This is a genomic window from Caulobacter soli, from assembly GCF_011045195.1.
Lineage (GTDB): Bacteria > Pseudomonadota > Alphaproteobacteria > Caulobacterales > Caulobacteraceae > Caulobacter > Caulobacter soli.
Genome location: NZ_CP049199.1, coordinates 1,088,402 through 1,112,062, shown reverse-complemented (window position 1 = coordinate 1,112,062; position 23,661 = coordinate 1,088,402). Strand labels below are relative to the sequence as shown.

Below are 23,661 nucleotides of genomic sequence, written 5' to 3'. Positions count from 1 at the left end.
CCGAGCTTGATGTTGAGCGTCTTTAATGACTGGCTATTCGAGAAGAGTCCGCACGCCGCACAGCGGCTCGTGGGCGTGCTGGAAGCCAGTTTCGCGAAGCTGGCCGATCTCCCTGATCGGGGACGCGCCGTCGACCTTGGCGTCAGGGAGTTGGTCGTCCCGTTCGGCGGCTCGAACTATCTGATCAGCTACGAAGTCAAGGAAGTTGGCGTCTTTGTTGCCCGCATATGGCACGGCCTGGAGGACCGACAGTCGTGACCGGCGAAACCGACCTCTCCGCCCTGATCGCCTCGATGGACCCCGTGCTCGACGACGAGGTCTACGTCTTCGCCACCCTGCCCTTGGGCGCGCCCACACCCGCCGGCCTGATGCCCGTGATGACCTTCCGCGAACGCGAGGGCCTGACGTTGATCGTCACCCAGGCGCAGGCTCAAGCCGCCGGGCTGGAGGCCGTCTTCTCCTGCCGGATGATCACCCTGAACATCCATTCGTCGCTGGAGGCCGTCGGCTTCCTGGCCGCCCTGCTGCCGGCCCTGGCGGCCGAGGGCATGGGGGTCAATCCGGTGTCGGGCTTCTTCCACGACCACCTGTTCGTACCGACCGATCGCGCCGAGGACGCCCTGCGGGTGTTGAAGAGGCTGACGGGTCGAGACGGCCATTTCTGAAAACAATTTTACTTAATCCCTTCCCCGAGGGCCTCGCCTCCCGTTAGGCTCGCGCAAAACGAGGGGGAGGCGAAGATGCTGTCGAGACGCCATCTGCTGGTCGCGGGCGCGGCCGCCACGATCGTGAGCCAGGCCCGGGCCGCCACGTCCTCGACCTTCGTCACCGTCCGTGACGGCCGGCTGAGCCTGGACGGCGAGCCCTATCGCTTCGTCGGCGCGAACCTCTGGTACGGGGCCTGGCTGGGCTCGCCGGGACCGTCGGGCGACGTCGCGCGGCTGGAGCGCGAGCTGGACCGGCTGAAGGCCCTGGGCGTCACCAACCTGCGCGTCCTGGGCGCGGGCGAGACCTCGCCGGCCAAGGTCGCCATCTCTCCCACCTTCCGAGGCTCCGGCGAGGACTACGACCAGGACCTGCTCAAGGGCCTGGACGTGCTGCTGGCGCAGATGGCCCGGCGCGGCATGAAGGCGGTGATCTACGTCAACAACTTCTGGGACTGGTCGGGCGGCATGCCGGCCTATCTGCGCTGGACTGGCAACGGCGACTGGTTCCAGCAAGGCGACCCGGCTCATCCCTGGCCGGAGTTCGCCGACTACTCCGCCCGCTTCTATGGCGACGCCAAGGCCCAGGACCTGTTCCGCCACTACCTGCGCGCCCTGGTCGGCCGCGTCAGCACCGTCACCGGCAAGCCTTATCGCGACGACCCGACGATCATGGCCTGGCAGCTGGCCAACGAGCCGCGTCCGGGCGGCAGCGAGGCGTTCGGCGTCGCCAACCTGCCGACCTATTATCGCTGGATCGCCGACACCTCGGCCTTCATCAAGACCCTGGATCCGCGCCATCTGGTCACCACCGGCAGCGAGGGCGCCATGGGCTGCCTGGAGCGCGAAGCCTGCGTGGTCGAAGCGCACAGGCCGGCCAGCATCGACTACCTGACCCTGCACGTCTGGCCCAACAACTGGGGCTGGATCGACCCGAAGAACCAGCCGGCGACCTACGACGCCGGCGAGGCCAAGTGCCGCGACTACATCACTCGCCACATCGCCATCGCCAGGTCGCTGAACAAGCCGCTGGTGATCGAGGAGTTCGGCCTGGTCCGCGACGGCCGCGCCTTCGCGCCCGGCTCGCCCACCACCGACCGCGACCGCTTCTACGGCATGATCTACGGCCTGGTCCTGAGCGACATGAAGGCCGGCGGGCCGACGGCCGGAACCAACTTCTGGGCCTGGAACGGCGAGGGCCGCGGCCAGCACGCCGACGCCTGGTTCAAGATGGGCGACCGGGCCTATGTCGGCGATCCGCCGCAGGAGGAGCAGGGTCTGTTCGGCCTGTTCGACGCCGACGCCTCGACCCTGGCGGTCGTGCGCGACCACGCCCAGGCGGTGACGGCCCTGGCCGCGCGATAGCCCCTACCCAAGGCGGAAAAACCGGGTCTAGTCTCCGCCGGCCCCGCTTGGGCGTATTTCGATGGGGACCCCATGAAGCCCTTCCTCGTTCCGATGCTGGTCGCGAGCCTCGCGGCGGCGACCCCGGTGTTCGCCCAGGATCTGACGCCGGTGCTGGGCGACTGGTACGGGACATTGAACGTCGGGGTGAAGATCCCGCTGGTGCTGCATATCAAGGGCGACGGTTCGGCCACGCTCGACAGTCCCGCGCAGGGCGCCTCGGGCCTGCCGGCCAACGCCAGCCTGGACGGCTCGGCGGTGACCGTGGTGCTGACCACGCCGGCGGCGCGGTTCGAGGGCCAGGTCGCGGCCGACGGCGCCAGCCTGGTCGGCGAATGGCGGGGCCGCGCCACCGCGCCCCTGACCTTCACCCGCACCGCTCCGGTCGTCGCGGTGCGTCCGCAGACCCCCAAGCCGCCCTTCCCCTACCACGCCGAGGACGTGACCTACGTCAATCCGGCCTCGGGCCTGAAGCTGGCCGGAACCCTGACCCTGCCGCAGGGCCCCGGCCCCTTCCCCGTGGCCCTGATGATCACCGGCTCGGGCACGCAGGACCGCGACGAGACCATCGAGGGCCACAAGCCGTTTCTGCTGATCGCCGACGCCCTGACCCGCAAGGGCGTGGCGGTGCTGCGGGTCGATGATCGCGGCGCGGGCGGCTCGGAAGCCGGCAAGACGATCATGGGCGTCACCAGCGCCGACTTCGCGACCGACGTCGACGCCGGCGTGGCCTTCCTGCGGGCTCGCAAGGACATCGATCCGGACCGGATCGGCCTGATCGGCCACAGCGAGGGCGGGCTGATCGCCCCCATGGTGGCGGCCAAGGACCCGCGTATCGCCTTCGTGGCGATGATCGGCGGGCCGGGCGTGAACGGCGAGCGGGTGCTGCTGAGCCAGACCCGCGCCCTGATGCTGGCCCACGGCGCGCCGCTGGCCAAGGTCGACGCCGCCTCGACCGAGAACCGCGCCGCCTACGAGATCGTCAAGGCCGAGCCCGATCCCGCCGCCGCGGCCGCCAAGCTGAAGGCGCTGTTCGTGGCCGACGGGGCGCCGGAAGCGACCGCCGAGCGCAAGGCCGCGATCCTGTCCCTGCCCTGGATGCGCTATTTCCTGACGGCGGATCCGGTCCCGAACCTGAAGGCGCTGAAATGCCCGGTGCTGGACGTCAACGGGAGCCAGGACCTGGAAGTCGCGCCGGCCATCAACCTGCCGCCGATCCGCGCCGCCCTGGCCCAGAACCCCGACGCCGCGGTCAAGGAGCTGCCGGGCCTGAACCACCTGCTGCAGACCGTGCCCCCAGGCCAGGCGCCGGGATATGGCGCGATCGATGAAACCATGGCCCCGGCGGCGCTGGCGCTGATCGTCGATTGGGTGGCCGCTCACGCCAAACCGGGCTGACGGCGCGCCCCGTGTTGCGGCCAAGAAATGGTTTGACCTGAATGATACCGGTGTCATCGTTGCCGTGAAAAGCTAGCGCGCCGCCAAGACGCCCGCCAAGAACGCCCGGAGGAGACACCATGGATTCGCCCCTTCCCCTCGATCGCCGCCGTCTGCTGATCGTCGGCGGCGCGGCCGCCGCGGCCGCGACCCTGGCGCCGAGCCTGGGCCAGGCCGCCGCCAAGGCCGGTCCCGTGGTGGCCACCACCTACGGCAAGGTGCGCGGGGCGAGCGGCGAAGGCGTCCAGGTGTTCAAGGGCCTGCGCTATGGCGCCGACACCGGCGGGGCGGGACGCTTCATGCCGCCCCAGCCGCCCAAGCCATGGACCGGCGTCGCGGACGCCCTGGCCTATGGCGCGGCCTGTCCGCAGGGCAAGGGCGAGAGCGGCGAGACCCAGAGCGAGGACTGCCTGTTCCTCAACGTCTGGACCCCCGCCGCCGGCAAGACCCTGGCCGACGGCAAGAAGCGGCCGGTGATGTTCTACATCCACGGCGGCGCCTACAACACCGGATCGGGCGCCAGCCCCTGGTACGACGGGACCAAGCTGGCCAAGCGCGGCGACGTGGTCGTGGTGACGGTCAATCACCGCCTCAACGCCTTCGGCTATCTCTATCTGCCTCGCCTGTTCGACGACGCCAGCGTCGCCGACAGCGGCAATGTCGGCCAGATGGACCTGGTCCTGGCCCTGCAGTGGGTGCGCGACAACATCGCCGCGTTCGGGGGCGATCCGGGCAATGTCATGCTGTTCGGACAATCGGGCGGCGGCGCCAAGATCGCCACCCTGATGGCCATGCCGTCCGCCAAGGGCCTGTTCCACCGCGCCGCCACCATGAGCGGCCAGCAGGTCACCGCCGCCGGCCCGTTCAACGCCACCAAGCGCGCCAAGGGCTTCATCGACAAGCTGGGAGTCAAGGACCTGGCCGCCCTGCGCGCCCTGCCCGCCGACGCCTTCCTGTTGGGCCTAAAGGCCACCGACCCGATCGCCGGCAGCGGCGGGGTCTATATGGGCCCGGTGCTGGACGAGCGGACCCTGACCCGCCACCCGTTCTTCCCCGACGCCTCGCCCGTGGGCCTGTCGGTGCCGATGATGTGCGGCAACACCCATGACGAGGTGCGCGGCTTCGTCGGCTACGACAAGACCCTGCTGGACCTGACGTGGGAGCAGGTGATCGCCAAGCTGCCCAGCCAGTTCAACGCCCGTGTCGACATCGACCCGGCCACGGTGGTGGCGGCCTATCGCAAGATCTATCCGGACTATTCGCCGTCGGACGTTTACTTCGCGGCGGCGACCGCTGGTCGCTCCTGGAAGGCGGCGATCATCCAGGACGAGGAACGGGCCAAGGCCGGCGCCCCCGCCTGGGCCTATCAGCTGAACTGGCGCGCACCCAAGGACGGCGGCGCCTGGGGCGCGCCCCACACGCTGGACATGCAGCTGGTGTTCGGCAATTTCGACGCGCCCGGGGTGATCACCGGCTCGGGTCCGGACGCGGTGGCCATGCACGGCAAGATCGCCGACACCTTCATCGCCTTCGCGCGCACCGGCAATCCGAACAACCCGTCGATCCCGGCCTGGGAGCCTTACACCCTGCCCAAGCGACAGACCCTGGTGTTCGACAACAGCACGCGCATGGAAGACGATCCGCGCGGGGCCGAGCGCGAGCTGTTCAACAAGGTGCCGTTCACGCAGTTCGGGACCTAGATCCTAGGATAGACCCGAGGATCGGGATCACCCCGCCACAGGGTCTCCAGACCCGTGGCGGTGAAGCGCGCGCGCAGCATGTCCGAGCCGTCGACCGCGAACAGGCCGTCGACGGTCAGGGCCGTCAGGCCGCGCAGCGGACGATCGGCCCGGGCCATCCACAGCTTGCCGTCGCGCAGGCTGATGGTGACCTCGCCATAGCGCCCCGCCCAGGTCTTCAGCTTGCCGGGCGGGATCGAGACCGGGTTCAGCCCCGCCGCCACGTCGATGCTGGCCCAGGCGTATTCGGCCTTCGCCTCGGGCGAAGCGCCGGGCGTGGCGGCCAGGCGCTTCAGGGCCAGGGACTGGGCGACCGCCAGCGCCTGTTCGGGTCGGGCCGCCACCGTGGGCGCGACGCCGGTTCCGTCCCAATTGGTCTGGCTGACCGCGTGGACCGGCCGGCCGAACGACACGCTGAGCATGAAGCCCGGCGCGATGGGCAGGAAGCGGTTGTTGTTGGCCGCCCCCGCCGTCGTCGCCCCGACCAGTTCGCCCAGCTTGAACTGCTGAATGTCGTAGGCGAAGGCCTCGGCGGCCGAGCCGGTGTTGTTGTCGATCAGCACGTACAGCGGCTTACCCCTCAACCGGCCCGCCGGCAGATGCTCCAGCGTCCGGGACTGGACGGGGGTCTGGCCGCTTTCCAGGAAGGTCATCTCCAGCACGTCGCCGTCCATGAAGTGGCTGACCAGATAGCGCACCGCCGGATGCGAGCCACCGGGATTGCCGCGCAGGTCGATGACCACCGCGTCGCCGTCCTTCAGGAACCGCAGGGCCTCGTCATAGATCGTCCCGGTTTCGTCCTGGACCCATTGGAAGGCGGCGATCTTCAGGTAGCGGAGATTGCCGGGCAGGATCTTCTGCTCGACGAGGCCGTGATGGTCACGCACCGCCAGGCTCCGCGCGAACGCCGCCTCGGCCGCTTCATTGACCGAAGCGTTCGCCGAGCCCGCGCTGGTCGCCGCGGCGTACTGGGCCGGGTCGTACAGCATGTACATGTGATGGTCGCCGCTGGCGGCGGTCAGATCCTCAGAGACCCGCTCGGCGAACACCCCCGCGTCGGTCGTGTCGTAGCGCCCGTCCAGACGCGCCTTCTCCAGGCGCGCGATGATCGTCGCGTCCTTTTCCGGGAAGACGTAGGCGGCGCGCACCGTCTCGGCGATCGCCACCAGGGCCGCGTCACGGGCGGCCTTCGACAGGGCGTTGGGCGCGGCCTGCTCCACGCCGCTCTTCACCTGGGCCAAGGCGGGCGCGTCCGGCGCGGTCAGGGCCAGGACGGCGCAGGCCAGAAGCAAGTGACGCGTGTTCATGGAGCCTCCAGGGAAATCTGTTCGGCGGCGTCGGCGATGCGATCGCCGAAGGTCTTGCGCTCGAGGGCCGCGATCGCCTCGACCAGCAGCCCGGACAGCGGCGCGGAAAGCTCGGCGTCGAGGCCGGCGGCGGCGGCGTTGACGGCGCGCCACTGGCGGGTCACGGCCGGCAGCATGGCTTGGGCACGCGGCGTCAGGGCGACGATGCGCTCGCGCCCGTCGATCCCCGGCGACAGCGCGACAAGGCCTTCCCTGACCATCTGCGACACCGTCTGGCTGGCGGCCGAATGGCTGATGCCGGCCTGGCGCGAGATTACCCGGATCGAGACCGGCCCCAGGGCCGTCAACGCCTTGACCACCGGCGTGTAGCGCGGACGGTAGTCCAGGCCGGAGGCGCGATAGGCGTCCTCCACCGCGCCGTCCAGCGTCTCGATCAGATGGCGCAGCAAGGTGCCGAGCGTCGGCGTGGGCGGTGTCATGACACCATATGTATAAGCGCTGTTATATTGAGTCAAACGCACGACGCCCGCGGCGCGAGCCACGGGCGTCGGAGGTGTTCGACCCGGAAGGAAGCCTACTTCGCCGCATCCATCAGGCCGGCGAAGCGCTCGAACAGATAGAGGCTGTCGGTCGGCCCCGGCGAGGCTTCGGGGTGATGCTGCACAGAGAACACCGGCTTGTCGGTCAGGGCGATGCCGGCGTTGGTGCCGTCGAACAGCGAGACGTGGGTCTCGGTGACGGCCTTGGGCAGGCTAGAGCTGTCGACGGTGAAGCCGTGGTTCATCGAGACGATTTCGACCTTGCCGGTCGTCAGGTCCTTCACGGGGTGGTTGGCCCCATGGTGTCCCTGCTCCATCTTCACGGTCTTGGCGCCCACCGCAAGGGCCAGCATCTGGTGTCCCAGGCAGATGCCGAACACCGGCTTGCCGCTGGCGACCAGCTTCTGGATCTCGGGCACGGCATATTCACCGGTCGCGGCCGGGTCGCCCGGGCCGTTGGACAGCAGCACGCCGTCGGGATTGCGGGCCAGGATGTCCTCGGCCGAGGTGCTGGCCGGCACCACCGTGGCGCGGGCGCCGACATGGGCCAGGGCGCGCAGGATGTTGCGCTTGACGCCGTAGTCCAGGACCACGACCTCGTACTTGGGCTTGTCCAGCTTGGCGTAGCCTTCCGGCCACGACCACAGGCCCTCGTCCCAGGTGAAGGTCTGGGTGGTCGAAGCGTCCTTGGCCAGGTCCAGGCCTTCCAGGCCAGCCCAGGCCTTGGCCTTGGCGACCAGGGCGTCCAGGTCGAACTCGCCGGTCGGCGAGTGGGCGATCACGCCGTGCGGCATGCCAGTCTCGCGGATCTTGCGGGTCAGGGCGCGGGTGTCGACGCCCGACAGGCCGATCATGTTGCGACGCTTCATCCAGCCGTCGAAGTCGCTGTCGGCGCGCCAGTTGGCCTGGTCGGTCGGGGCGTCGCGGAAGATCGCGCCGCGGGCGGCCGTCTCGGCGCCGCCGGCCATCTGTTCCAGGTCCTCGACGTTCGTGCCGACATTGCCCACGTGCGGGAAGGTGAAGGCGACGATCTGGGCCATGTAGGAGGGATCGGTGAGGATCTCCTGGTAGCCGGTCATGGCGGTGTTGAAGCACACCTCGCCGACCGCATCGCCGGTCGCGCCGCAGCCAACGCCTTGCAGGATCGTGCCGTCGGCCAGGGCCAGAACACCAGTGACGCCGGGGAGAAGGTCTTGGGACATTCTGTAAAGCGCCTCCTGAACGCGGGCCCGAAAGGGCGGATCATTGTCGCAAAAAGGCGGGCGGGGTGTAACCCTGCCCGCCCGCGCAAACGGCGGCGTGTCTAGGGGTCTATGGAGGGGGGGTCAACCCCTTCGATCACGCCATCGGGAGCCGCTCGCCACATTCCCGTGATCGGCGAACTTGCCCCCTCGCGTAAAGCCGCCATCGGCCCTTATGGTGCAAGCCTTAACGCGCATTAAGACACGCGAACCTGGGAGGAGACGGCCCATGCTCGAACTGCGTCCCAATTGCGAGTGCTGCGACCGCGACCTGCCGCCCGACAGCCCGGACGCGCGGATCTGCACCTTCGAATGCACCTTCTGTGTCGACTGCGTGGAGACCCGATTCTTCGGTGTCTGCCCCAACTGCGCCGGCGACCTGTCGGCCCGGCCGATCCGGCCGGCGGCGGCGCTGCATCGTTTCCCCGCCTCGCTGAAGCGCGTCTTCAAGGCCCACACCGCCTGCGCCAGCGTGCGGCCTCCGCCGCCCGACACGCGACAGCCGCCGTCGTTCTGGGCCTGAGCGTCTCTTCGGCGCCACAGCTGGAACAACTTGTCGCGGGGGCGCATCCGTCCAAGAAACCGACGCGTTAACTCCCTAGAGCTCATGGTCGAGCTTCAAAGGAGTTGTCCCATGACCACCCTCAGCGCCCGCCGCCTCGTCTTCGCGCCCGCCGCCAGCACAAGCTGGTTCGGCCTCGCCGAAAAGACCCTGCGCGTGTTGCTGGTGGCCGCCGCGCCGGTCTGCGCGGTGATCTTCATGGCCAAGACCTTCTAGTCCAGAAACCTATCTTGGCTTTAGGAACGTCGGGCGGCCGACGTCGTTTGGACACGCATGGGCGGGGGCGCCCTAGCTGTGCCTGTGCATGTCCGACTCCTATGACGACTCCGCCGAAGAACCCGCCTCGACCGTTTCGGCGGCTCTCACCGAGCAGATGCTGCATCTGACCAACCGGTTCGAGCAGGAACGCCTCAGGCTGGAAGAACGCACGTTCCGCGCCGAGGGCGAAGAGGACGAAGGCGGCGAGGAAGGCTGATCGCCCCGGCTTTGCCTGGAGCGCCGACCCAGCGTATCACCGGACCAGATCCGGAGAGCTTTTCATGCCCGTCACCACCGTCGGTGTCGACGCCGACGACACGCTTTGGCACAACGAAACCATCTTCCGCCTGACCCACAAGCGGTTCGTCGAGCTGCTGGCGCCCTATGGCGACGAGGCGCGGATCGAGGCCGAGCTGGCCCAGACCGAGAAGCGCAACCTGCGGCTCTACGGCTACGGGGCCAAGGGTTTCACCCTGTCGATGATCGAGACCGCCATGGAGCTGACCGACAGCCAAGTCAGCATCGGCGTGATCCGCCAGATCCTGGCCGCCGGCCGCGAAATGCTGACCGAGCCGGTCGAGCCCCTGCCCGGCGTCGAGACGGCCCTGGCGACCCTGTCGGAGCGCTACCGCCTGGTGCTGATCACCAAGGGCGACCTGCTGCACCAGGAACAGAAGCTGGCCGCCTCGGGCCTGGGCGACCTGTTCGCCGCGGTCGAGATTGTCTCGGAGAAGGACGCCGACACCTATCGCCGGGTCTTCGCCCGCCATGGCACCGGCCCGGAACAGGCGGTGATGGCCGGCAATTCGGTGAAGTCCGACATCATCCCGGCCCTGGACGCCGGCGCCTGGGCGGCCCTGATCCCCTACCCCCTGGTCTGGGCCCACGAGGCGGCGACGGCGCCGAAGGAGCATGAGCGGTATGGGGAACTGGGGTCGATCGGGGAGTTGCCGGGGTGGGTGGATGGGCTGGCTTGAACCCTCTCTCTTAGAGAGAGGGAGGGGCCCATGGCGAAGCCATGGGAGGGTGAGAGGTTACACCGTTAGCCGGCGCGTCGGCAGAGCGTGAAGGATCGCGCCGAGAACGGCCTTAAATCCGTTGGCGACGTCGGAGGGACCGTCTAGCCTAAATCCATGACTCTAGAGCCAAGAGATGGTGGGGCCGATGTCGAGGCGATCTACGCCGCCGGCCTTTCGGGGTATTACCCGAACGCGTATCTCACGAAGGCTGATCTCCAGGCGCTGTCCGACCATTGTCTTCGCGGCAAGAGAGTCATCTGCAACATCGAAGCCTTTGAGATCGATGGCGAGTTCGACATTGCTCGCCCTGACTTGAGCCTCTACGGGGAGGATCCTTCTCAGAAGGCCAAAAGCTGGTCTGATCGCGCTTCAGATTCGGCTTCCTTTGTCGCCTTGCTGCTCGACGAGGTTGCGAAGGAGCAAAACCGCGTCATGTTCCAGGTCTGGCTTGACTGGGATGGCGAGTAGAGCCAGCGGCGACTGAAAGCCCACCGTCCTACAGGCGCTCCCTGCCTCCACCGCCAGTGCCGTGTGAACCCGGCGAGGGTGAAACCTCTCACCCTCCCACCGCTACGCGGCGGGCCCCTCCCTCTCTCCATGAGAGAGGGTTCGTTTTTGGCCCAACCCGCCAATCCAATCCCGCGCCGGCCGCTCGAACAGCACCAGCGACAGATAGGCCGCCGGGATCAGCGCCAGCACCCAGAACAGCACCCACAGCCGCAGCGCGTCGCCGGTCAGACCCCAGGCGGCCACGCCCACCCAGTTGATCCCCATCTTCAGGGCGATCGGGTGCAGCAGATAGAGGCTGAAGCTCAGCTGCGCCCAGGGCGCCAGGCGGCGGCTGACCCCGCCCTGCGCGCCGGCCGCGTCGGCGGCGACGCCGGCCAGGCCCAGGGCGTAGATGATCAGCAGCAGCAAGGTCCGGTCGATCCGCAAGGTCGAGGCGACCAGGAACGCCGCCAGCAGGCCCCACATCCACCACCGGGCGCCCGGCAGCTTGCCCAGCGCGCCGCGCAGCTGGAAGGCCAGCATGCCCAGCAGGAAGCCCGGCACGGCGCGCAGCACGCCGAAGTTCCAGGTCCACTGGTGGAAGGGCATCGGGCCGTCCGGGTTCAGTAGCAGGATCACGAAGCTGGCGAGGGTCACGACCGCCGTCACGATCCGTCCGCGCCCCGTGATCCAGAACAGCAGCGGCAGGGCCAGGTACATCCCCATCTCGGCGCTGATCGCCCAGCTGACGAAGTTCCAGGTCTGGCTGTGGCAGGTATGCCAGGCGTGGACGAACAGGACGTTGGGCGCGATGCAGGCCAGGTCGTAGCGCTTGGGATCGACATCCCCGCCCCAGCCCACCGCGCCGGCCGCCCAAACCCCGACGAACACCAGCATGGTCGCCCAGTGCAACGGCCCCAGCCGCGCCACCCGCTTCTTCAGGAAGGTCCCGTACTTGTTCCAGCTCGTCAGCCGGCCGGTATAGATCGCCGCCATGACGTAGCCGGAGATCAGGAAGAACAGGTCCACGATCAGGCTGAAGCCCTTGATCATGTCGTCGGCCACCTGCCAGCGCCCATCCAGGTTGATGTAGCGGTTGAAGTGGAAGACCACGATCATCAGCGCCCCAACGATGCGCAGGGCGTCGAGGTGCAGCATGTCCTCGGAGTCGGGCTTCAGCGGCGGGAAGGCTTTCATCGTCCTGGGATGGGACGGGCGGGGGCGATGGTCAAGCTGTTGCCTTCCCTCCCCCTCGTTAGGAGGGAAAGGCGCGCAGACTACCGCAGCGTCGGCCCCTTGGCCTTGTCCAGGCTGGCCAGCGCCAGCTTCGGCGTCGCCTTATCCTCGACGGCGTCGCCGCCTTGGGCCAGCAGGGCGTCGATGTGGTTGCGTTGGGCCTTGAAGCGGGACAGCTCGCCGCCGGCCAGGATCGTGCCCTGGGGCACCTTGGCGCCGATCGGATTGACCCGGGTGCCGTTCAGCCAGACCTCGTAGTGCAGGTGCGGACCGGTCGCCAGACCCGTCGCCCCGACATAGGCCACCACCTGGCCCTGGCGCACGTGGACGCCCGGGCGGATGCCCGGGGCGTAGCGCGAGATGTGGCCGTAGCCGGTGTCCCACTGGGCCGAATGGCGGATGCGCAGCCAGTTGCCGTAGCCGCTCCAGCGGCGGGCTTCCAGCACCACGCCGTCGCCGGCCGCCAGGATCGGTGTGCCGGTGCCAGCCCCGAAATCGACGCCTTGGTGGGCGCGGGTATAGCCCAGCACCGGGTGCTTGCGCTGGCCGAAGGTGGAGGTGATGCGGGCGCCGTCGACCGGCGTGCGCAGCAGGAAGCCTTTGATGTTCTTGCCCAGCTCGTCGAAGAACTGCGGCTTGCCGTCCCCCCCTGCTCCATTGGGCCCATCACGATCGAAGGCGTAGAACTTCTGGCCCTTGACCTCGGCGTATTCCAGGTCGCCGGCCTCGACCGTGCGGCCGCTCTCGGTGACCTTGCGGCCGAACACCAGGCAGAACTTGTCGCCCTCGTGGATGTCGCGCGAGAAGTCGATCTTGTGCGAGAACAGCTGGGCGGCCTGGCTGACGATGGCCGGCGTGCCGCCGACGTCGGAAACGCTCTCGTAGAACGAGCCTTCCATCTTGCCGCAGGCGACCTTGGTCTCGTCGGTGACCTTTTCCTCGAGCTCGCGCAGTTTCATCGCGCCGTCGAAGGTGCGCGAGACGGTCAGGGTCGAGGACGGACCGGTGCGCATCGACAGGCCGATCAGGCGGGCGGACCCGGCGCGACCGTTGCGGCGCTCGGCGACGGCGGCCTCGAAGGCCATGCCGGCCTTGATGTTGACGGTGTCGATCGCGCCGTGCAGGGCGGCCACCACCTGGTGGGCGTCGTTGGGGGCGATGCCGGTCCGCAGAACCGCGCCTTCCAGGGTCTCGCCGGGGCGCACCTTGACGGGGATGGATTCCGGCCGCTCGAAGCCCGGCTGGGCCTCGGCGCTGGCGAAGGCGGCGTGCTGCAGGGCCGCCAGGGCGTTGGCGTCCAGCGGCGCGGCGACCACATGCACGGGCGCGTCCGGCGCCGTCAGCTTCCACCCCAGACCCAGGGCGGCCAGACCGGCGATCGCGGTGAAGACCTTCGGGGCCAGACGCATGGTCGGCCGTCTCGGATCGAATTCCTGCATCAAGCCCCCGACTGGTAGCGATGCCGCGTAGTCAAAATGACACGGCTGGGATGCCCCCCAGCAAACCTCGCGCCGGAAAATGGCGGATGACGCCACGTTCGGGCAAGGACTATTCGGTGCTTCGGGCGATTTGTCACGGACAGGGTTAACTGCCTGTCTTCACAAAGAAAAACGCCCGCCTCCGGAGAGGCGGGCGCTTGATCTTTCGAACGTCTCGCGGGCCGGTTTAGGCCGCGGCGACTTGCTCGTTCGGGTCGCGCAGCACATAGCCGCGGCCCCAGACGGTTTCGATGTGGTGCTTGCCCTGGGCCGAGGCCGCCAGCTTCTTGCGCAGCTTGCAGATGAAGACGTCGATGATCTTCAGTTCCGGCTCGTCCATGCCGCCGTACAGGTGGTTCAGGAACATTTCCTTGGTCAGGGTCGTGCCCTTGCGCAGGGAAAGCAGCTCCAGCATCTGGTATTCCTTGCCGGTCAGGTGAACGCGGTTGCTGTTCACTTCGACCGTCTTGGCGTCCAGGTTGACCACGATGTCGCCGGTCTTGATGACCGACTGAGCGTGACCCTTCGAACGACGGACCACCGCGTGGATGCGGGCGATCATCTCGTCCTTGTGAAACGGCTTGGTCATGTAGTCGTCGGCGCCGCCCGAGAAGGTCTTCACCTTCGTGTCGATTTCGGCGCTGCCCGAGAGGATCATGATCGGCGTGTTCACCTTCGCCACCCGCAGGGTGCGCAGAACGTCCAGCCCGCTCATGTCCGGCAGATTCAGGTCCAGCAGGATCAGGTCGTAGTCATAGATCTTGCCCAGATCCACGCCCTCTTCGCCAAGATCCGTCGTGTAGACGTTGAAGCCTTCAGACTTCAGCATCAGCTCGATGGTCTGCGCGGTGGCGCTGTCATCCTCGATCAACAGTACGCGCATGCAGCCCTCCCCGCCCTTAGGCGGCATTATTCGACAGCTAGGCGGAATACCGCCGGTGAAACCCGTCCTGCACTCTGCCGGACAGTTAATTTAAGACAGGTTAATGGTGAATGATCTCGCTGGAGAAATGGTTAATCTGATTTGCGAATCGGGTGCAAGCGGTCAGCGACTCATTTGGCGCAATGGTCGCAGGGGCCTGTGGATAGCCCGTCAAGATGATTCCTTTTGGCCCGAAACGCTTGATTTGCTGGGTTTGTAAAGGGTCTTGAGGGGCATTCTCCGCCCCATTTGCGGCGCTCGCCGTTCACCTATGAGGCGAGATTGCGGCGTTCTGTCGCGAGAAATTTGCAACCTCCGCCGCGCGTTCCGAAGCGCCGCCACGAGCCTGGCCTTACGGGGTCCGCGACGTCCCGCCGCAGCGGGTTTCACCCTATTTTTCGTCGCCAGGTTCGGGAGGCGGTTCGGGGGCCAGCCAGCCGGCCGCCCGAAGCCGGGCCACCGAGGCGCGCGACACAGGCGCGGCCAGGTCGCCTCTCAGGGTCAGGCGCAGATTTCGGCCGTCGGCGACCACCCCGGTCACGGCCGCCCGGGCCACCCACCACGAGCGGTGCACGCGCATGCCCTCATGAGCCATGCCGGCGATCACCCGCTCGAACGGCCCAGTCACCAGCCGCGAACCGCCCGGGGTGTGAACCCGGACGTAGTGGTCCTCCATGCGCAGGCACAGCACCTCGCCGGACGGCGGCAGGACCGCCGGCGCTGCTGAGGGCGCGATCGGCTCGCGCCGCCGCGCCTTCAGCATGCGCCGCACGACGACGAAGCTCAGGATCGGGCCCGACAGAAAGACGCACTGGCCGTACCACTCCAGAAGCGTGATCCTGCCGATCAGGAACGGCCACAGGGTGGTGGCCAGCCAACTGATGAAGAGGGCCAGCGGCAGGCAGCCGACCAGCAGGGCCAGGATGATCACCGGCCAGACGGGCAGCTTCCAGCGCTCCGCCCCGGCCACCGCCAGCCGCTGCAGCACCCCGAAGATCAGGGTCCCCACGCAGAAGCAGACGACGAAGTGGAAGACCCGCGGCCCCGGCGCGCCGTTCAGATAGCTGCCATAGGGCCCGATCACGCCGACGAACACGCCGACGGTGATCGCGACGGCGAAGTCGATGGCCCATTCGCGGGCGCTTCCCAGCAGGGGTTCGGCTCTGGCCATCGGGGCGCTCATGCTGCTGCTATAGCGTCGGTTCGCCGGTTCGCGAACCCGTTCGCCCATTCGCGAAGCTACCGTGGCGCGACCCGGCCCGGGACGGCATCAGCCTCGACATCTTCCATCCGCCCGAGGACGTCCATGCCGCTCCGCTCCCTGCTTCTCGCCCCGCTCGCCGTTCTGATCCTGGGGCTGGCCTCCCCCGCCCTGGCCGCCAACGCCGGCTTTACCGTGGTCCAGGCCGCCGATCCGCAAGGCGGCGCGCCGATCACCGTCGGCGTCTGGTATCCGACCGACGCGCCGGCCAGGCCCATGCCGCTGGGCATCGCCGACCAGGTCGCCGCCCCCGGCGCGCCGCTGGTCGGCGACCACCTGCCGCTGATCGTCATGTCACACGGCAACGGCGGCTTCTTCGGCGGCCATGCCGACACCGCCCAGGCCCTGGCGGAGGCCGGCTTCGTGGTCGCCGCCCTCACCCACACCGGCGACAACTACGCCGACCAGAGCCGCGCCACCGACATGGCCAACCGGCCGCGCCAGCTTTCGGCGGTGATCGACTACATGCTGAAGGCCTCGCCGATGCATGGGGCGATCGATGCGGACCGGGTCGGCGCGTTCGGCTTCTCGTCGGGCGGCTTCACCGTGCTGGTGGCGGCCGGCGCCGAGCCGGACCTGTCGACCGTGGCCCCGCATTGCAAGGCCCATCCCGACTTCTTCGACTGCAAGCTGACCGCCGCGCACCCGCCGTCCGCCGAGGCGATGAAAGCCGCCTGGACCCACGACGCCCGCATCAAGGCCGTGGTGTCGGCCGCGCCGGCCATGGGCTACAGCTTTTCCAAGGCCGGCCTGGCGAAGGTGAGCGTCCCGCTGCAGCTGTGGCGCGCCGAGGACGACCAGATCCTGCCCGACCCGTTCTACGCCTCGGCCGTCCGCGCCAACCTTCCCAAGGCGCCCGACTGGCATGTGGTCCCGGGAGCCGGGCACTTCGACTTCCTGACGCCCTGCAACGACAAGGGCCGCGCCACCGCCGCCGCCATCTGCGCCAGCGCGCCGGGCTTCGACCGCGCCGCGTTTCACAAGGATTTCGACGCCAAGGTGGTGGGTTTTTTCAAGGCCAATCTGGCGGTCAAACCATAACCCTAAACTCCGCTCATCCCGGCGAATGCCGGGACCCAGATCCCATGGCGGGGTGGCTGACTGGACAAGCTCAGCGCTTATGGCGTCAGCCTCAAAGCCATTCCATCTGGGTCCCGGCATTCGCCGGGATGAGCGGATCAAAATGGGATCAAGACATAAAGCCGCAGCCCCCCCCGCCAAACCCAAAGTCTCAAGAGCCGATTAACCATGTCAGCCTACTTCACTCCCCATTAACGCGCGGGGCTCAAAGCTGAGCCACGAGCCGTCGGGAGTTGTGCTTGCGTAGCCTGATCGCCGCCGTCGAACGTATCGATCCGCTGACCATCTTTGGTCGCGTCGCCGCCGTGAACGGCCTCCTGATCGAGGCGCGCGGCGGGCTGACCCGTCTTGCCGTTGGCGCGCGGGTCGAGATCGAGCGCCTGAACCTGCCGACCCTGCCCGCCGAAGTCGTCGGCTTCCGTGAAACCCGCGCCCTGCTGATGCCCTTCGGCCCCGTCGAGGGCGTGGCGCCCGGCGCCGAGATCAAGATCATGCCCGAGGGCGCCGTGGTGCGTCCGACCAGGGCGTGGCTGGGCCGCATCATCAACGCTTTCGGCGAGCCCATCGACGGCCTGGGTCCGCTGCCCCAGGGCGAGGTGCCCTACCCCCTGAAGACCCCGCCTCCGCCCGCCCACGCCCGTGGCCGGGTCGGTGAACGCATCGATCTGGGCGTGCGGTCGATGAACGTCTTCACCACCACCTGCCGCGGCCAGCGCCTGGGCATCTTCGCCGGCTCGGGCGTGGGCAAGTCGGTGCTGCTGTCGATGCTGGCCAAGGAAGCCACCTGCGACGCCGTCGTGGTGGGGCTGATCGGCGAGCGGGGCCGCGAGGTCCGCGAGTTCATCGAGGAGACCCTGGGCGAGGAAGGCCTCAAGCGCGCCATCGTCGTGGTCGCCACCTCGGACGAGCCGGCCCTGACCCGCCGCCAGGCCGCCTACATGACCCTGGCCATCGCCGAGTTCCTGCGCGACCAGGACCTGGAAGTCCTGTGCCTGATGGACTCGGTGACCCGCTTCGCCATGGCCCAGCGCGAGATCGGCCTGGCCGCCGGCGAGCCGCCGACCACCAAGGGCTACACCCCCACCGTCTTCACCGAGTTGCCCAAGCTGCTAGAGCGCGCCGGTCCCGGCCCGATCCGCCCCGACGGCACCACGGCCGCTCCGATCACCGCCCTGTTCACCGTGCTGGTCGACGGCGACGACCACAACGAGCCCATCGCCGACGCCGCCCGAGGCATCCTGGACGGTCACATCGTCATGGAGCGCTCGATCGCCGAGCGCGGCCGCTTCCCGGCCATCAACGTGCTGAAGTCCATCAGCCGGACCATGCCTGGCTGCCAGACGCTGGAAGAGCGCGAGGTGGTCAAGATGGCCCGCCAGACCCTGGCCGCCTATTCGAACATGGAAGAGCTGATCCGCATCGGCGCCTACCGCGCCGGGGCCGACCCGCTGATCGACCGCGCCATCCGCCTGAACCCGGCCGTCGAAGCGTTCCTCAGCCAGAGCCCCGACGAGGCCACCAGCCTCGACGACAGCTTCGGCTATCTCGCCCACATCCTGCAGAGTGACGCCGCGTAATGAGCAAGTGGGCCGACTCCCTGATCCGCATCTCGAACCACGAGGTCGAGACCCTGCAGAAGCGCCTGGCCGACGTCGTCGAGCGCCGCCAGAGCGCCGAGATGAGGGTCGCCACCCTGGACGCGGAATCCGAAGCCGAGGCCATGCGGGCCCAGGGCGACGTCGAGGCCGGCTGGTACATGATCGGCTTCCGCCAGGGCTCGAAGCTGCGCCGCGACCAGGCCCTGCTGGAGATCGACCAGATCCTGATCGAAGAGGCCGGCGCCCGTGACGCCCTGGCCGTGGCCTTCGAGAACCTCAAGAAATACGAGCACGTCGCCGAAGCCGCCAAGGTCGCCAAGGCCAAGCTGGCCGGCAAGCTCGAGACCGCGGCTCTCGACGAGCTGGGCCTGCGCCGAGTGGCGGTCGGTGGGCGGTAGCCTTTACTCCTCCCCCGCTACGCCGCGCTCCACGGGGGAGGAGATTTCTCGTCGAGCCGTCCTCACGTCGGCCGGAGCCCTGGCCCTCTCCGCCTGCGGCCCCAGGGACGCCCAGAGCCAGTCCGTTCCGGCCGACCTGCCCCCGCTGAAGACCGTCGCCCCGTTCCGGGTCGGCAGTTGCGTCCAGGCCCTTCGTCTGGACGATCCCGCCCTGGCCGACCTGCTGGCCCGCGAGGTCAGCCAGCTGACTCCCGAGTGGGAAATGAAGATGGAGTACATCGTCCAGCCGGACGGCTCCTTCCGCTTCGACGCCCCCGACCGCATCGCCGCCTTCGCCCGCGCCCATGGCATGGGCCTGCTGGGCCACACCCTGGTCTGGTACGCCCAGGCTCCGCCGGCCTTCGAACAGCTGGACGAGACCCGCATCAGGTTCGCCGACGCCTATCGCAACTACATCCACGCCGTGGCCGGCCGTTATCGCGGCCAGGTGGTCGGCTGGGACGTGGTCAACGAGGCCGTAGCCGAGGACGGCGCCGGCTGGCGCGACAGCCTGTGGGCGCGAAAGCTGGGCGCCTTCGAGCACATCGCCCTGGCCTATCGCACCGCCCGCGAAGCCGACCCGCAGGCCACCCTGCTCCTGAACGACTACAATCTCGAATACATGCCGGCCAAGCGCGCCACGTTCCTGAAACTGGCCGAGCGCCTGCTGGCCTCGGGCGCGCCGCTGACGGGTCTGGGCACCCAGATGCACGTGGCGGCCGACATCGCGCCGGGCAAGATCACCCAGATGATCCACGAACTGGCGAGCCTGGGCCTGCCGATCCATGTCTCCGAACTCGACGTGTCGCTGACCCGGTCCGACAACAAGCTTCTGTCGCGCGGCGAACTGCAGCGCCGCCAGACAGCCGTCTACGCCGAGGCCGCGGAGGCCTTCATGAGCCTGCCCCAGCGCCAGCGCTTCGCCTTCACCCTGTGGGGCCTGCGCGATCGGGACTCGTGGCTGAAGAAGGAGAACGCCGGCGACGCCCCGGCGCCCTTCGACGACGCCGGCCGCCCCAAGGCCGGCGCGGCGGCCCTGGTCGAGGCGTTCAGGACCTAGGGTTCCTCGCTGTCGTCCGCGCTCAGCGTCCTGGCCAGGGCCAGGATCTGCAGCCGTTGGGCCATCGGCAGTTGCGGCACCAGCGAGGCCAGCTCCACGCCCTCTTCGGTGGCCATGAAACGGCGCACGGCCTGGGTCCGCTGGTCGCCGTGGCCGTCCGCCTCGGGCGGCATGCCTTCGAAGAACCAGGCCACCGACGTCTGCAGCGTCACGGCCATGCCATAGAGCTTGGACGCGCTGACCCGATTGACCCCACGCTCGTACTTTTGCAGTTGCTGGAAGGTGATGCCCACGCTGTCGGCCAGTTGGGTCTGGCTCAGCCCCATGGATTTGCGGCGCATCCGCATACGGGCGCCCACATGGATATCAACGAGATGGGGTTCTTGATCGGCGGCCAACACATGTCTCCGGCAGGAGACATCACGCGCCCCCTGGCGCTTAGACGCCGGGGACGAGGCTCGCCCTCAAAGCTTCACGGTGAATTTTCATAAACCGCGTTATTCGGTCGCAGGCGACCGGCGCTTCAGCCCAGCGGCTTCTGGGCCGACCCCTGGCTTGGAGGACGCGTGACGGCGGCCACGGCGTGATCGGCGTCGCTGGCCTGGCGCAGGGCGCGCAGGTCTTCGCTGATCCGGAAGATGGCCACGTAGAACTCGCAGAAGGCGCGCCACAGCAGCACCATGGCCGCGGCGACCAGCAGGCCCGCCACCAGCACCGGGAAGGCCAGCAACAGCGATTGCAGGCCCGGCTCCTTCAGCGCCAGGCCGACGGCCGCGCCGACCACCGAGAACGCGAACAGGGCCACGACGCCGAGGCCGGCCCAGTAGATCAGATGAATCACCGGCCCCGTGACGAGACGGTCGAACGTCAGCAGGTCCCAGAACAGGCCGTTCGAGCCACGCGCCTTGGAATTTCTGGCCGAAGCCATCCGACACCCCTCATGTCAGCGGGAGCTCCGCCGGGTACTGACGCCATCGCTAGCAGCGCGAAGCCCGCTCGGCAATGCCGAGCGGGCTCGCGGTTCGTCACAGAACGATCGAACGAACGATCGTCGGTTATTGGGGCTTGGCGCCGGCCAGGGTGGCGTCGATCTGCGCCTTGGTGGCCGTGGTCTGCAGGCCGCCGGTAGTAGCGGCGCTGAAGCTGGCCTTGGGCAGGGCGAACTTCTTGTCGCCGCTGGTCACGACCACGTTGGTCGAGCCGTCGGCGCCCGCGGACGTGCCCGCGATGGTGCCGACCACGGCGCCCGAGGGATCCTTGACCTCGGAGCCGACCTTCAGGTCCAAGGCCACGTTGGCCGAGGACGGCGTGCCCGCCGCGTCGGCGTCAGCGGCCGTCGAGGTGGTGCTGGTCGTGCTGCTGGCGGTGGTCTGGGCCGGCGCGCCCGGGGTGGCTGCGGCCGCGGCCGCGGCCGACGGATCGGCCGGCGCCGTGGTGGTGGTCGTGGTCGAAGAGGTCGTGGCCGGCGCCGTCGCGGCGGGCAGCTGACCCGGCTTGGCGGCCGGGGCCGTGGTTTGGGCGAAGGACGCACCAGCCAGCGAAAGCGTCGCGGCGGCGGCGAACATAGCGATCTTGGTTTTCATCTTTGCGCTCCGTCGTGAAGGCCCCCGCCTTGCCAAAACGAACGCGACCTATCGGCAACGGTTCCGAAATAGTCCGTAACACCCCGTGACCATTTCGGGGCGTTTCCAGGCTTTTTCTGGGCGGAAGCCCCAGGGCCGGAGCCGCTGGAAGGCCTAGACCATCCCCACGGTGCGCAGGCGCGCGCGGGGGTGGATTTCGTTCTGGCTCATCACCACGGTCTGGCCGCGGAAGCGCTCGATGATCGAACGGACATAGGGGCGAACGCCCGGGCTGGTCAGCAGGACGGCGCTGTCGCCGGCCATGGCGGCGCGGTCGAAGGCCTCGCGCACGCCGCGAATAAAGTCCTGCAGGCGCGACGGGGCCAGGGCCAGTTGCTTGTCCTCGCCCGGACCGACTAGGGCCTCGGCGAAGGCCTGCTCCCACTCGGCCGACAGGGTGATGATCGGCAGGGCGTTGTCCTCGCCGCGATTGGCCCAGCATAGCTGGCGGCCGAGGCGCGCGCGGACCTGCTCGACCAGCTGGATGACCGAAGCGGTGTGCGGGGCGGCCTCGCCGATGCCTTCCAGGATCTGCGGCAGGTCGCGGATCGACACGCGCTCCTTGAGCAGGGCCTGCAGCACGCGCTGGATGGTGGTGGCGCTGACCACCGAGGGGATCAGGTCGTCGACCAGCTTCTTCTGGCCCTCGGGCAGGTCCTTCAGCAGCTTCTGCACCTCGGCGTAGGAGAGCAGGTCGGCCATGTTCTCCTTGAGGATCTCGGTCAGGTGCGTGGTCAGCACGGTGGCCGGATCGACGATGGTGTAGCCACGGAAGGTGGCTTCCTCGCGCAGGGCCTCTTCCACCCAGGTGGCGGGCAGGCCGAAGGCGGGTTCGCGCACGTGCTCGCCGGGCAGCTCGACCTGGCCGCCGCGCGGGTCCATGGCCATCAGGCAGCCCAGGCGGACCTCGCCAGCCCCGGCTTCCATTTCCTTGATGCGGATCGCGTAGCCCTGGTTGGCCAGGCGCATGTTGTCCAGGATGCGGACCGGCGGCATGACGAAGCCGAACTCGGTGGCCAGGGTCTTGCGCAGGGCGCGGATCTGGTCGGTCAGCTTGCGGCCGTCGAGATCGTTGATCAGGGTCAGCAGGCCGTAGCCCAGCTCGATCTTGACGTCGTCGATGGCCAGGGAGGCGCTGATCGGCTCCTCCTCCGGCTCGGCGGACGCCTCGGCCAGGGCCGCCAGGGCGGCGGGGTCGAGCGGCGCCGGCTCCTTGGCCTTCTGCACGCGGCGATAAGCCAGGAAGCCCGCGCCCACGGCCAGGGCGGCGAAGGGGATGATCGGCATGCCCGGGATCAGGGCGATGACGCCCGACGAGGCCGAGACCATGCCCAGGGCGACCGGGTTCATGGCCAGCTGGGTGGTCAGGGCCTTGTTGGCCGAGCCTTCGACGCCGGCCTTGGACACGACCATGCCGGCGGCGATCGAGATGATCAGGGCCGGGATCTGGCTGACCAGGCCGTCGCCGATGGTCATGATGGTGTAGGAGGCCGAGGCCTCGCCGATCGGCATCTTGTGCTGGACGACGCCGATCAGGATGCCGCCGATGATGTTGATGGCGGTGATGATCAGGCCGGCGACGGCGTCGCCCTTCACGAACTTGCTGGCGCCGTCCATGGCGCCGAAGAAGGTCGATTCCTGTTCCAGGTCCTTGCGGCGCTGCTTGGCGGTGTCCTGGTCGATCAGGCCGGTCGACAGGTCGGCGTCGATGGCCATCTGCTTGCCGGGCATGGCGTCCAGGGTGAAGCGGGCGGCGACTTCGGCGATCCGGCCCGAACCCTTGGTGACGACCATGAAGTTCACCACCACCAGGATGATGAAGACGATCACCCCGATGACGAAATTGCCCTGCATCATCAGGTTGCCGAAGGCGGCGATGACCGCGCCGGCCCCGTGCGAGCCTTCCTGGCCGTGGCCGAGGATCAGGCGCGTGGAGGCCACGTTCAGGCCCAGACGGTAGAGCGTCGCGACCAGCAGGACGGTCGGGAACGAGGTGAATTCCAGCGGCTTGCGGATCAGCACCGCCGTCATCAGGATCAGCACCGCGCCGGTCAGCGAGATGGCCAGCAGCAGGTCCAGCAGGATCGCCGGGACCGGGATGATCAGCAGGACGATGATCCCGACCACGCCCAGGGCCAGCCCCATTTCGCCGCGCAGGATTCCTTCCCACAGCGACTTGGCGCTGGGGATGGAGCTTGCGGCCTTGGGGACGGCGGCGTCAGCCATTCAAATCTTCGATCCTGTTGCGGAGCTTGAATCCGCGATGAA

25 protein-coding genes are annotated in these 23,661 nt (G+C 68.3%); 14 read left to right on the top strand and 11 right to left on the bottom strand.

Annotated elements, in window-relative coordinates; genetic code table 11:
* The first annotated feature begins 9 nt into the window (after positions 1-9).
* From G3M62_RS05530 to G3M62_RS05510, 5 genes are all read left to right on the top strand, one after another.
* Complete coding sequence (locus G3M62_RS05530) at positions 10-258, top strand: type II toxin-antitoxin system RelE/ParE family toxin (RefSeq protein ID WP_165185365.1); 249 nt, start codon at positions 10-12, stop codon at positions 256-258.
* Positions 255-665 (top strand): ACT domain-containing protein, encoded by a 411-nt coding sequence (locus tag G3M62_RS05525; RefSeq protein WP_165185363.1) that lies wholly within the window; start codon positions 255-257, stop codon positions 663-665. Before G3M62_RS05530 ends, G3M62_RS05525 begins: the two co-directional genes overlap by 4 nt.
* Before the next feature lie 75 nt (positions 666-740).
* Entirely contained in the window at positions 741-2,069 is a 1,329-nt protein-coding gene (locus tag G3M62_RS05520; RefSeq protein ID WP_165185361.1) for a glycoside hydrolase 5 family protein, read from the top strand.
* 72 nt (positions 2,070-2,141) lie between these two features.
* Positions 2,142-3,506: an alpha/beta hydrolase family protein gene (locus G3M62_RS05515; RefSeq protein WP_165185359.1), complete on the top strand. Its 1,365-nt coding sequence runs from the start codon at positions 2,142-2,144 to the stop codon at positions 3,504-3,506.
* A gap of 119 nt (positions 3,507-3,625) precedes the next feature.
* A complete protein-coding gene (locus G3M62_RS05510) occupies positions 3,626-5,245 on the top strand; it encodes a carboxylesterase/lipase family protein (RefSeq protein ID WP_165185357.1) in 1,620 nt (539 codons plus the stop codon).
* Here G3M62_RS05510 and G3M62_RS05505 read toward each other — a convergent pair.
* The 3 genes from G3M62_RS05505 to carA form a co-directional block, all read right to left on the bottom strand.
* Complete coding sequence (locus G3M62_RS05505) at positions 5,242-6,591, bottom strand: S41 family peptidase (RefSeq protein ID WP_165185356.1); 1,350 nt, start codon at positions 6,589-6,591, stop codon at positions 5,242-5,244. The two genes, G3M62_RS05510 and G3M62_RS05505, sit on opposite strands and share 4 nt — an antisense overlap.
* Complete coding sequence (locus tag G3M62_RS05500; RefSeq protein ID WP_165185354.1) at positions 6,588-7,070, bottom strand: MarR family winged helix-turn-helix transcriptional regulator; 483 nt, start codon at positions 7,068-7,070, stop codon at positions 6,588-6,590. Before G3M62_RS05500 ends, G3M62_RS05505 begins: the two co-directional genes overlap by 4 nt.
* A 95-nt stretch (positions 7,071-7,165) precedes the next feature.
* Positions 7,166-8,332, bottom strand: coding sequence for a glutamine-hydrolyzing carbamoyl-phosphate synthase small subunit (gene carA, locus G3M62_RS05495; protein WP_165185352.1), 1,167 nt, complete (start codon positions 8,330-8,332; stop codon positions 7,166-7,168).
* A gap of 268 nt (positions 8,333-8,600) precedes the next feature.
* On the opposite strand from carA, the gene G3M62_RS05490 reads away from it, so the two are divergent.
* The 5 genes from G3M62_RS05490 to G3M62_RS05470 all read left to right on the top strand — a co-directional run bounded on the left by G3M62_RS05490 (position 8,601) and on the right by G3M62_RS05470 (position 10,678).
* Positions 8,601-8,894, top strand: a complete 294-nt coding sequence (locus tag G3M62_RS05490; protein WP_165185345.1) for a DUF1272 domain-containing protein — start codon at positions 8,601-8,603, stop codon at positions 8,892-8,894.
* 111 nt (positions 8,895-9,005) lie between these two features.
* On the top strand, positions 9,006-9,149 hold the full coding sequence (locus G3M62_RS05485; protein ID WP_165185343.1) for a hypothetical protein: 144 nt from the start codon (positions 9,006-9,008) through the stop codon (positions 9,147-9,149).
* Positions 9,150-9,237: 88 nt separating this feature from the next.
* Positions 9,238-9,408, top strand: coding sequence for a hypothetical protein (locus G3M62_RS05480; RefSeq protein ID WP_165185342.1), 171 nt, complete (start codon positions 9,238-9,240; stop codon positions 9,406-9,408).
* Between the two features lie 64 nt (positions 9,409-9,472).
* Positions 9,473-10,168, top strand: coding sequence for an HAD family hydrolase (locus G3M62_RS05475; RefSeq protein WP_165185340.1), 696 nt, complete (start codon positions 9,473-9,475; stop codon positions 10,166-10,168).
* A 156-nt stretch (positions 10,169-10,324) separates the two neighbouring features.
* Positions 10,325-10,678, top strand: a complete 354-nt coding sequence (locus tag G3M62_RS05470) for a hypothetical protein (protein WP_165185339.1) — start codon at positions 10,325-10,327, stop codon at positions 10,676-10,678.
* A 102-nt stretch (positions 10,679-10,780) separates the two neighbouring features.
* On the opposite strand, the gene G3M62_RS05465 is transcribed toward G3M62_RS05470, so the two are convergent.
* From G3M62_RS05465 to G3M62_RS05450, 4 genes are all read right to left on the bottom strand, one after another.
* Positions 10,781-11,896 (bottom strand): acyltransferase family protein, encoded by a 1,116-nt coding sequence (locus tag G3M62_RS05465; protein ID WP_165185337.1) that lies wholly within the window; start codon positions 11,894-11,896, stop codon positions 10,781-10,783.
* 80 nt (positions 11,897-11,976) lie between these two features.
* Positions 11,977-13,374 (bottom strand): M23 family metallopeptidase, encoded by a 1,398-nt coding sequence (locus G3M62_RS05460; protein WP_165185336.1) that lies wholly within the window; start codon positions 13,372-13,374, stop codon positions 11,977-11,979.
* A gap of 226 nt (positions 13,375-13,600) precedes the next feature.
* Positions 13,601-14,296 (bottom strand): response regulator transcription factor CtrA, encoded by a 696-nt coding sequence (gene ctrA, locus G3M62_RS05455; RefSeq protein WP_165185334.1) that lies wholly within the window; start codon positions 14,294-14,296, stop codon positions 13,601-13,603.
* A gap of 430 nt (positions 14,297-14,726) precedes the next feature.
* Positions 14,727-15,506 carry a LytTR family DNA-binding domain-containing protein gene (locus tag G3M62_RS05450; protein ID WP_246263482.1) on the bottom strand — a complete coding sequence of 260 codons (780 nt, stop codon included), beginning with the start codon at positions 15,504-15,506 and terminating at the stop codon, positions 14,727-14,729.
* A gap of 135 nt (positions 15,507-15,641) precedes the next feature.
* Between G3M62_RS05450 and G3M62_RS05445 the strand changes: the two genes are divergently transcribed.
* The 4 genes from G3M62_RS05445 (at position 15,642) to G3M62_RS05430 (ending at position 19,771) form a co-directional block, all read left to right on the top strand.
* Positions 15,642-16,637, top strand: a complete 996-nt coding sequence (locus tag G3M62_RS05445; RefSeq protein ID WP_165185327.1) for an alpha/beta hydrolase family protein — start codon at positions 15,642-15,644, stop codon at positions 16,635-16,637.
* Positions 16,638-16,915: 278 nt separating this feature from the next.
* A complete protein-coding gene (gene fliI / locus G3M62_RS05440; protein WP_165185325.1) occupies positions 16,916-18,253 on the top strand; it encodes a flagellar protein export ATPase FliI in 1,338 nt (445 codons plus the stop codon).
* Positions 18,253-18,672, top strand: a complete 420-nt coding sequence (locus tag G3M62_RS05435; protein WP_165185324.1) for a flagellar export protein FliJ — start codon at positions 18,253-18,255, stop codon at positions 18,670-18,672. The genes fliI and G3M62_RS05435 overlap by 1 nt, the downstream gene beginning before the upstream one ends.
* A complete protein-coding gene (locus G3M62_RS05430; protein WP_246263481.1) occupies positions 18,662-19,771 on the top strand; it encodes an endo-1,4-beta-xylanase in 1,110 nt (369 codons plus the stop codon). The genes G3M62_RS05435 and G3M62_RS05430 overlap by 11 nt, the downstream gene beginning before the upstream one ends.
* On the opposite strand, the gene G3M62_RS05425 is transcribed toward G3M62_RS05430, so the two are convergent.
* The 4 genes from G3M62_RS05425 to flhA form a co-directional block, all read right to left on the bottom strand.
* Positions 19,768-20,169 carry a helix-turn-helix domain-containing protein gene (locus G3M62_RS05425; protein WP_165185322.1) on the bottom strand — a complete coding sequence of 134 codons (402 nt, stop codon included), beginning with the start codon at positions 20,167-20,169 and terminating at the stop codon, positions 19,768-19,770. The two genes, G3M62_RS05430 and G3M62_RS05425, sit on opposite strands and share 4 nt — an antisense overlap.
* Positions 20,170-20,294: 125 nt before the next feature.
* Complete coding sequence (locus tag G3M62_RS05420) at positions 20,295-20,699, bottom strand: DUF4282 domain-containing protein (RefSeq protein ID WP_165185321.1); 405 nt, start codon at positions 20,697-20,699, stop codon at positions 20,295-20,297.
* A 127-nt stretch (positions 20,700-20,826) separates the two neighbouring features.
* Positions 20,827-21,354, bottom strand: a complete 528-nt coding sequence (locus tag G3M62_RS05415; protein ID WP_165185319.1) for a hypothetical protein — start codon at positions 21,352-21,354, stop codon at positions 20,827-20,829.
* Between the two features lie 153 nt (positions 21,355-21,507).
* Entirely contained in the window at positions 21,508-23,619 is a 2,112-nt protein-coding gene (gene flhA / locus G3M62_RS05410; RefSeq protein WP_165185318.1) for a flagellar biosynthesis protein FlhA, read from the bottom strand.
* Between the last annotated feature and the right edge of the window lie 42 nt (positions 23,620-23,661).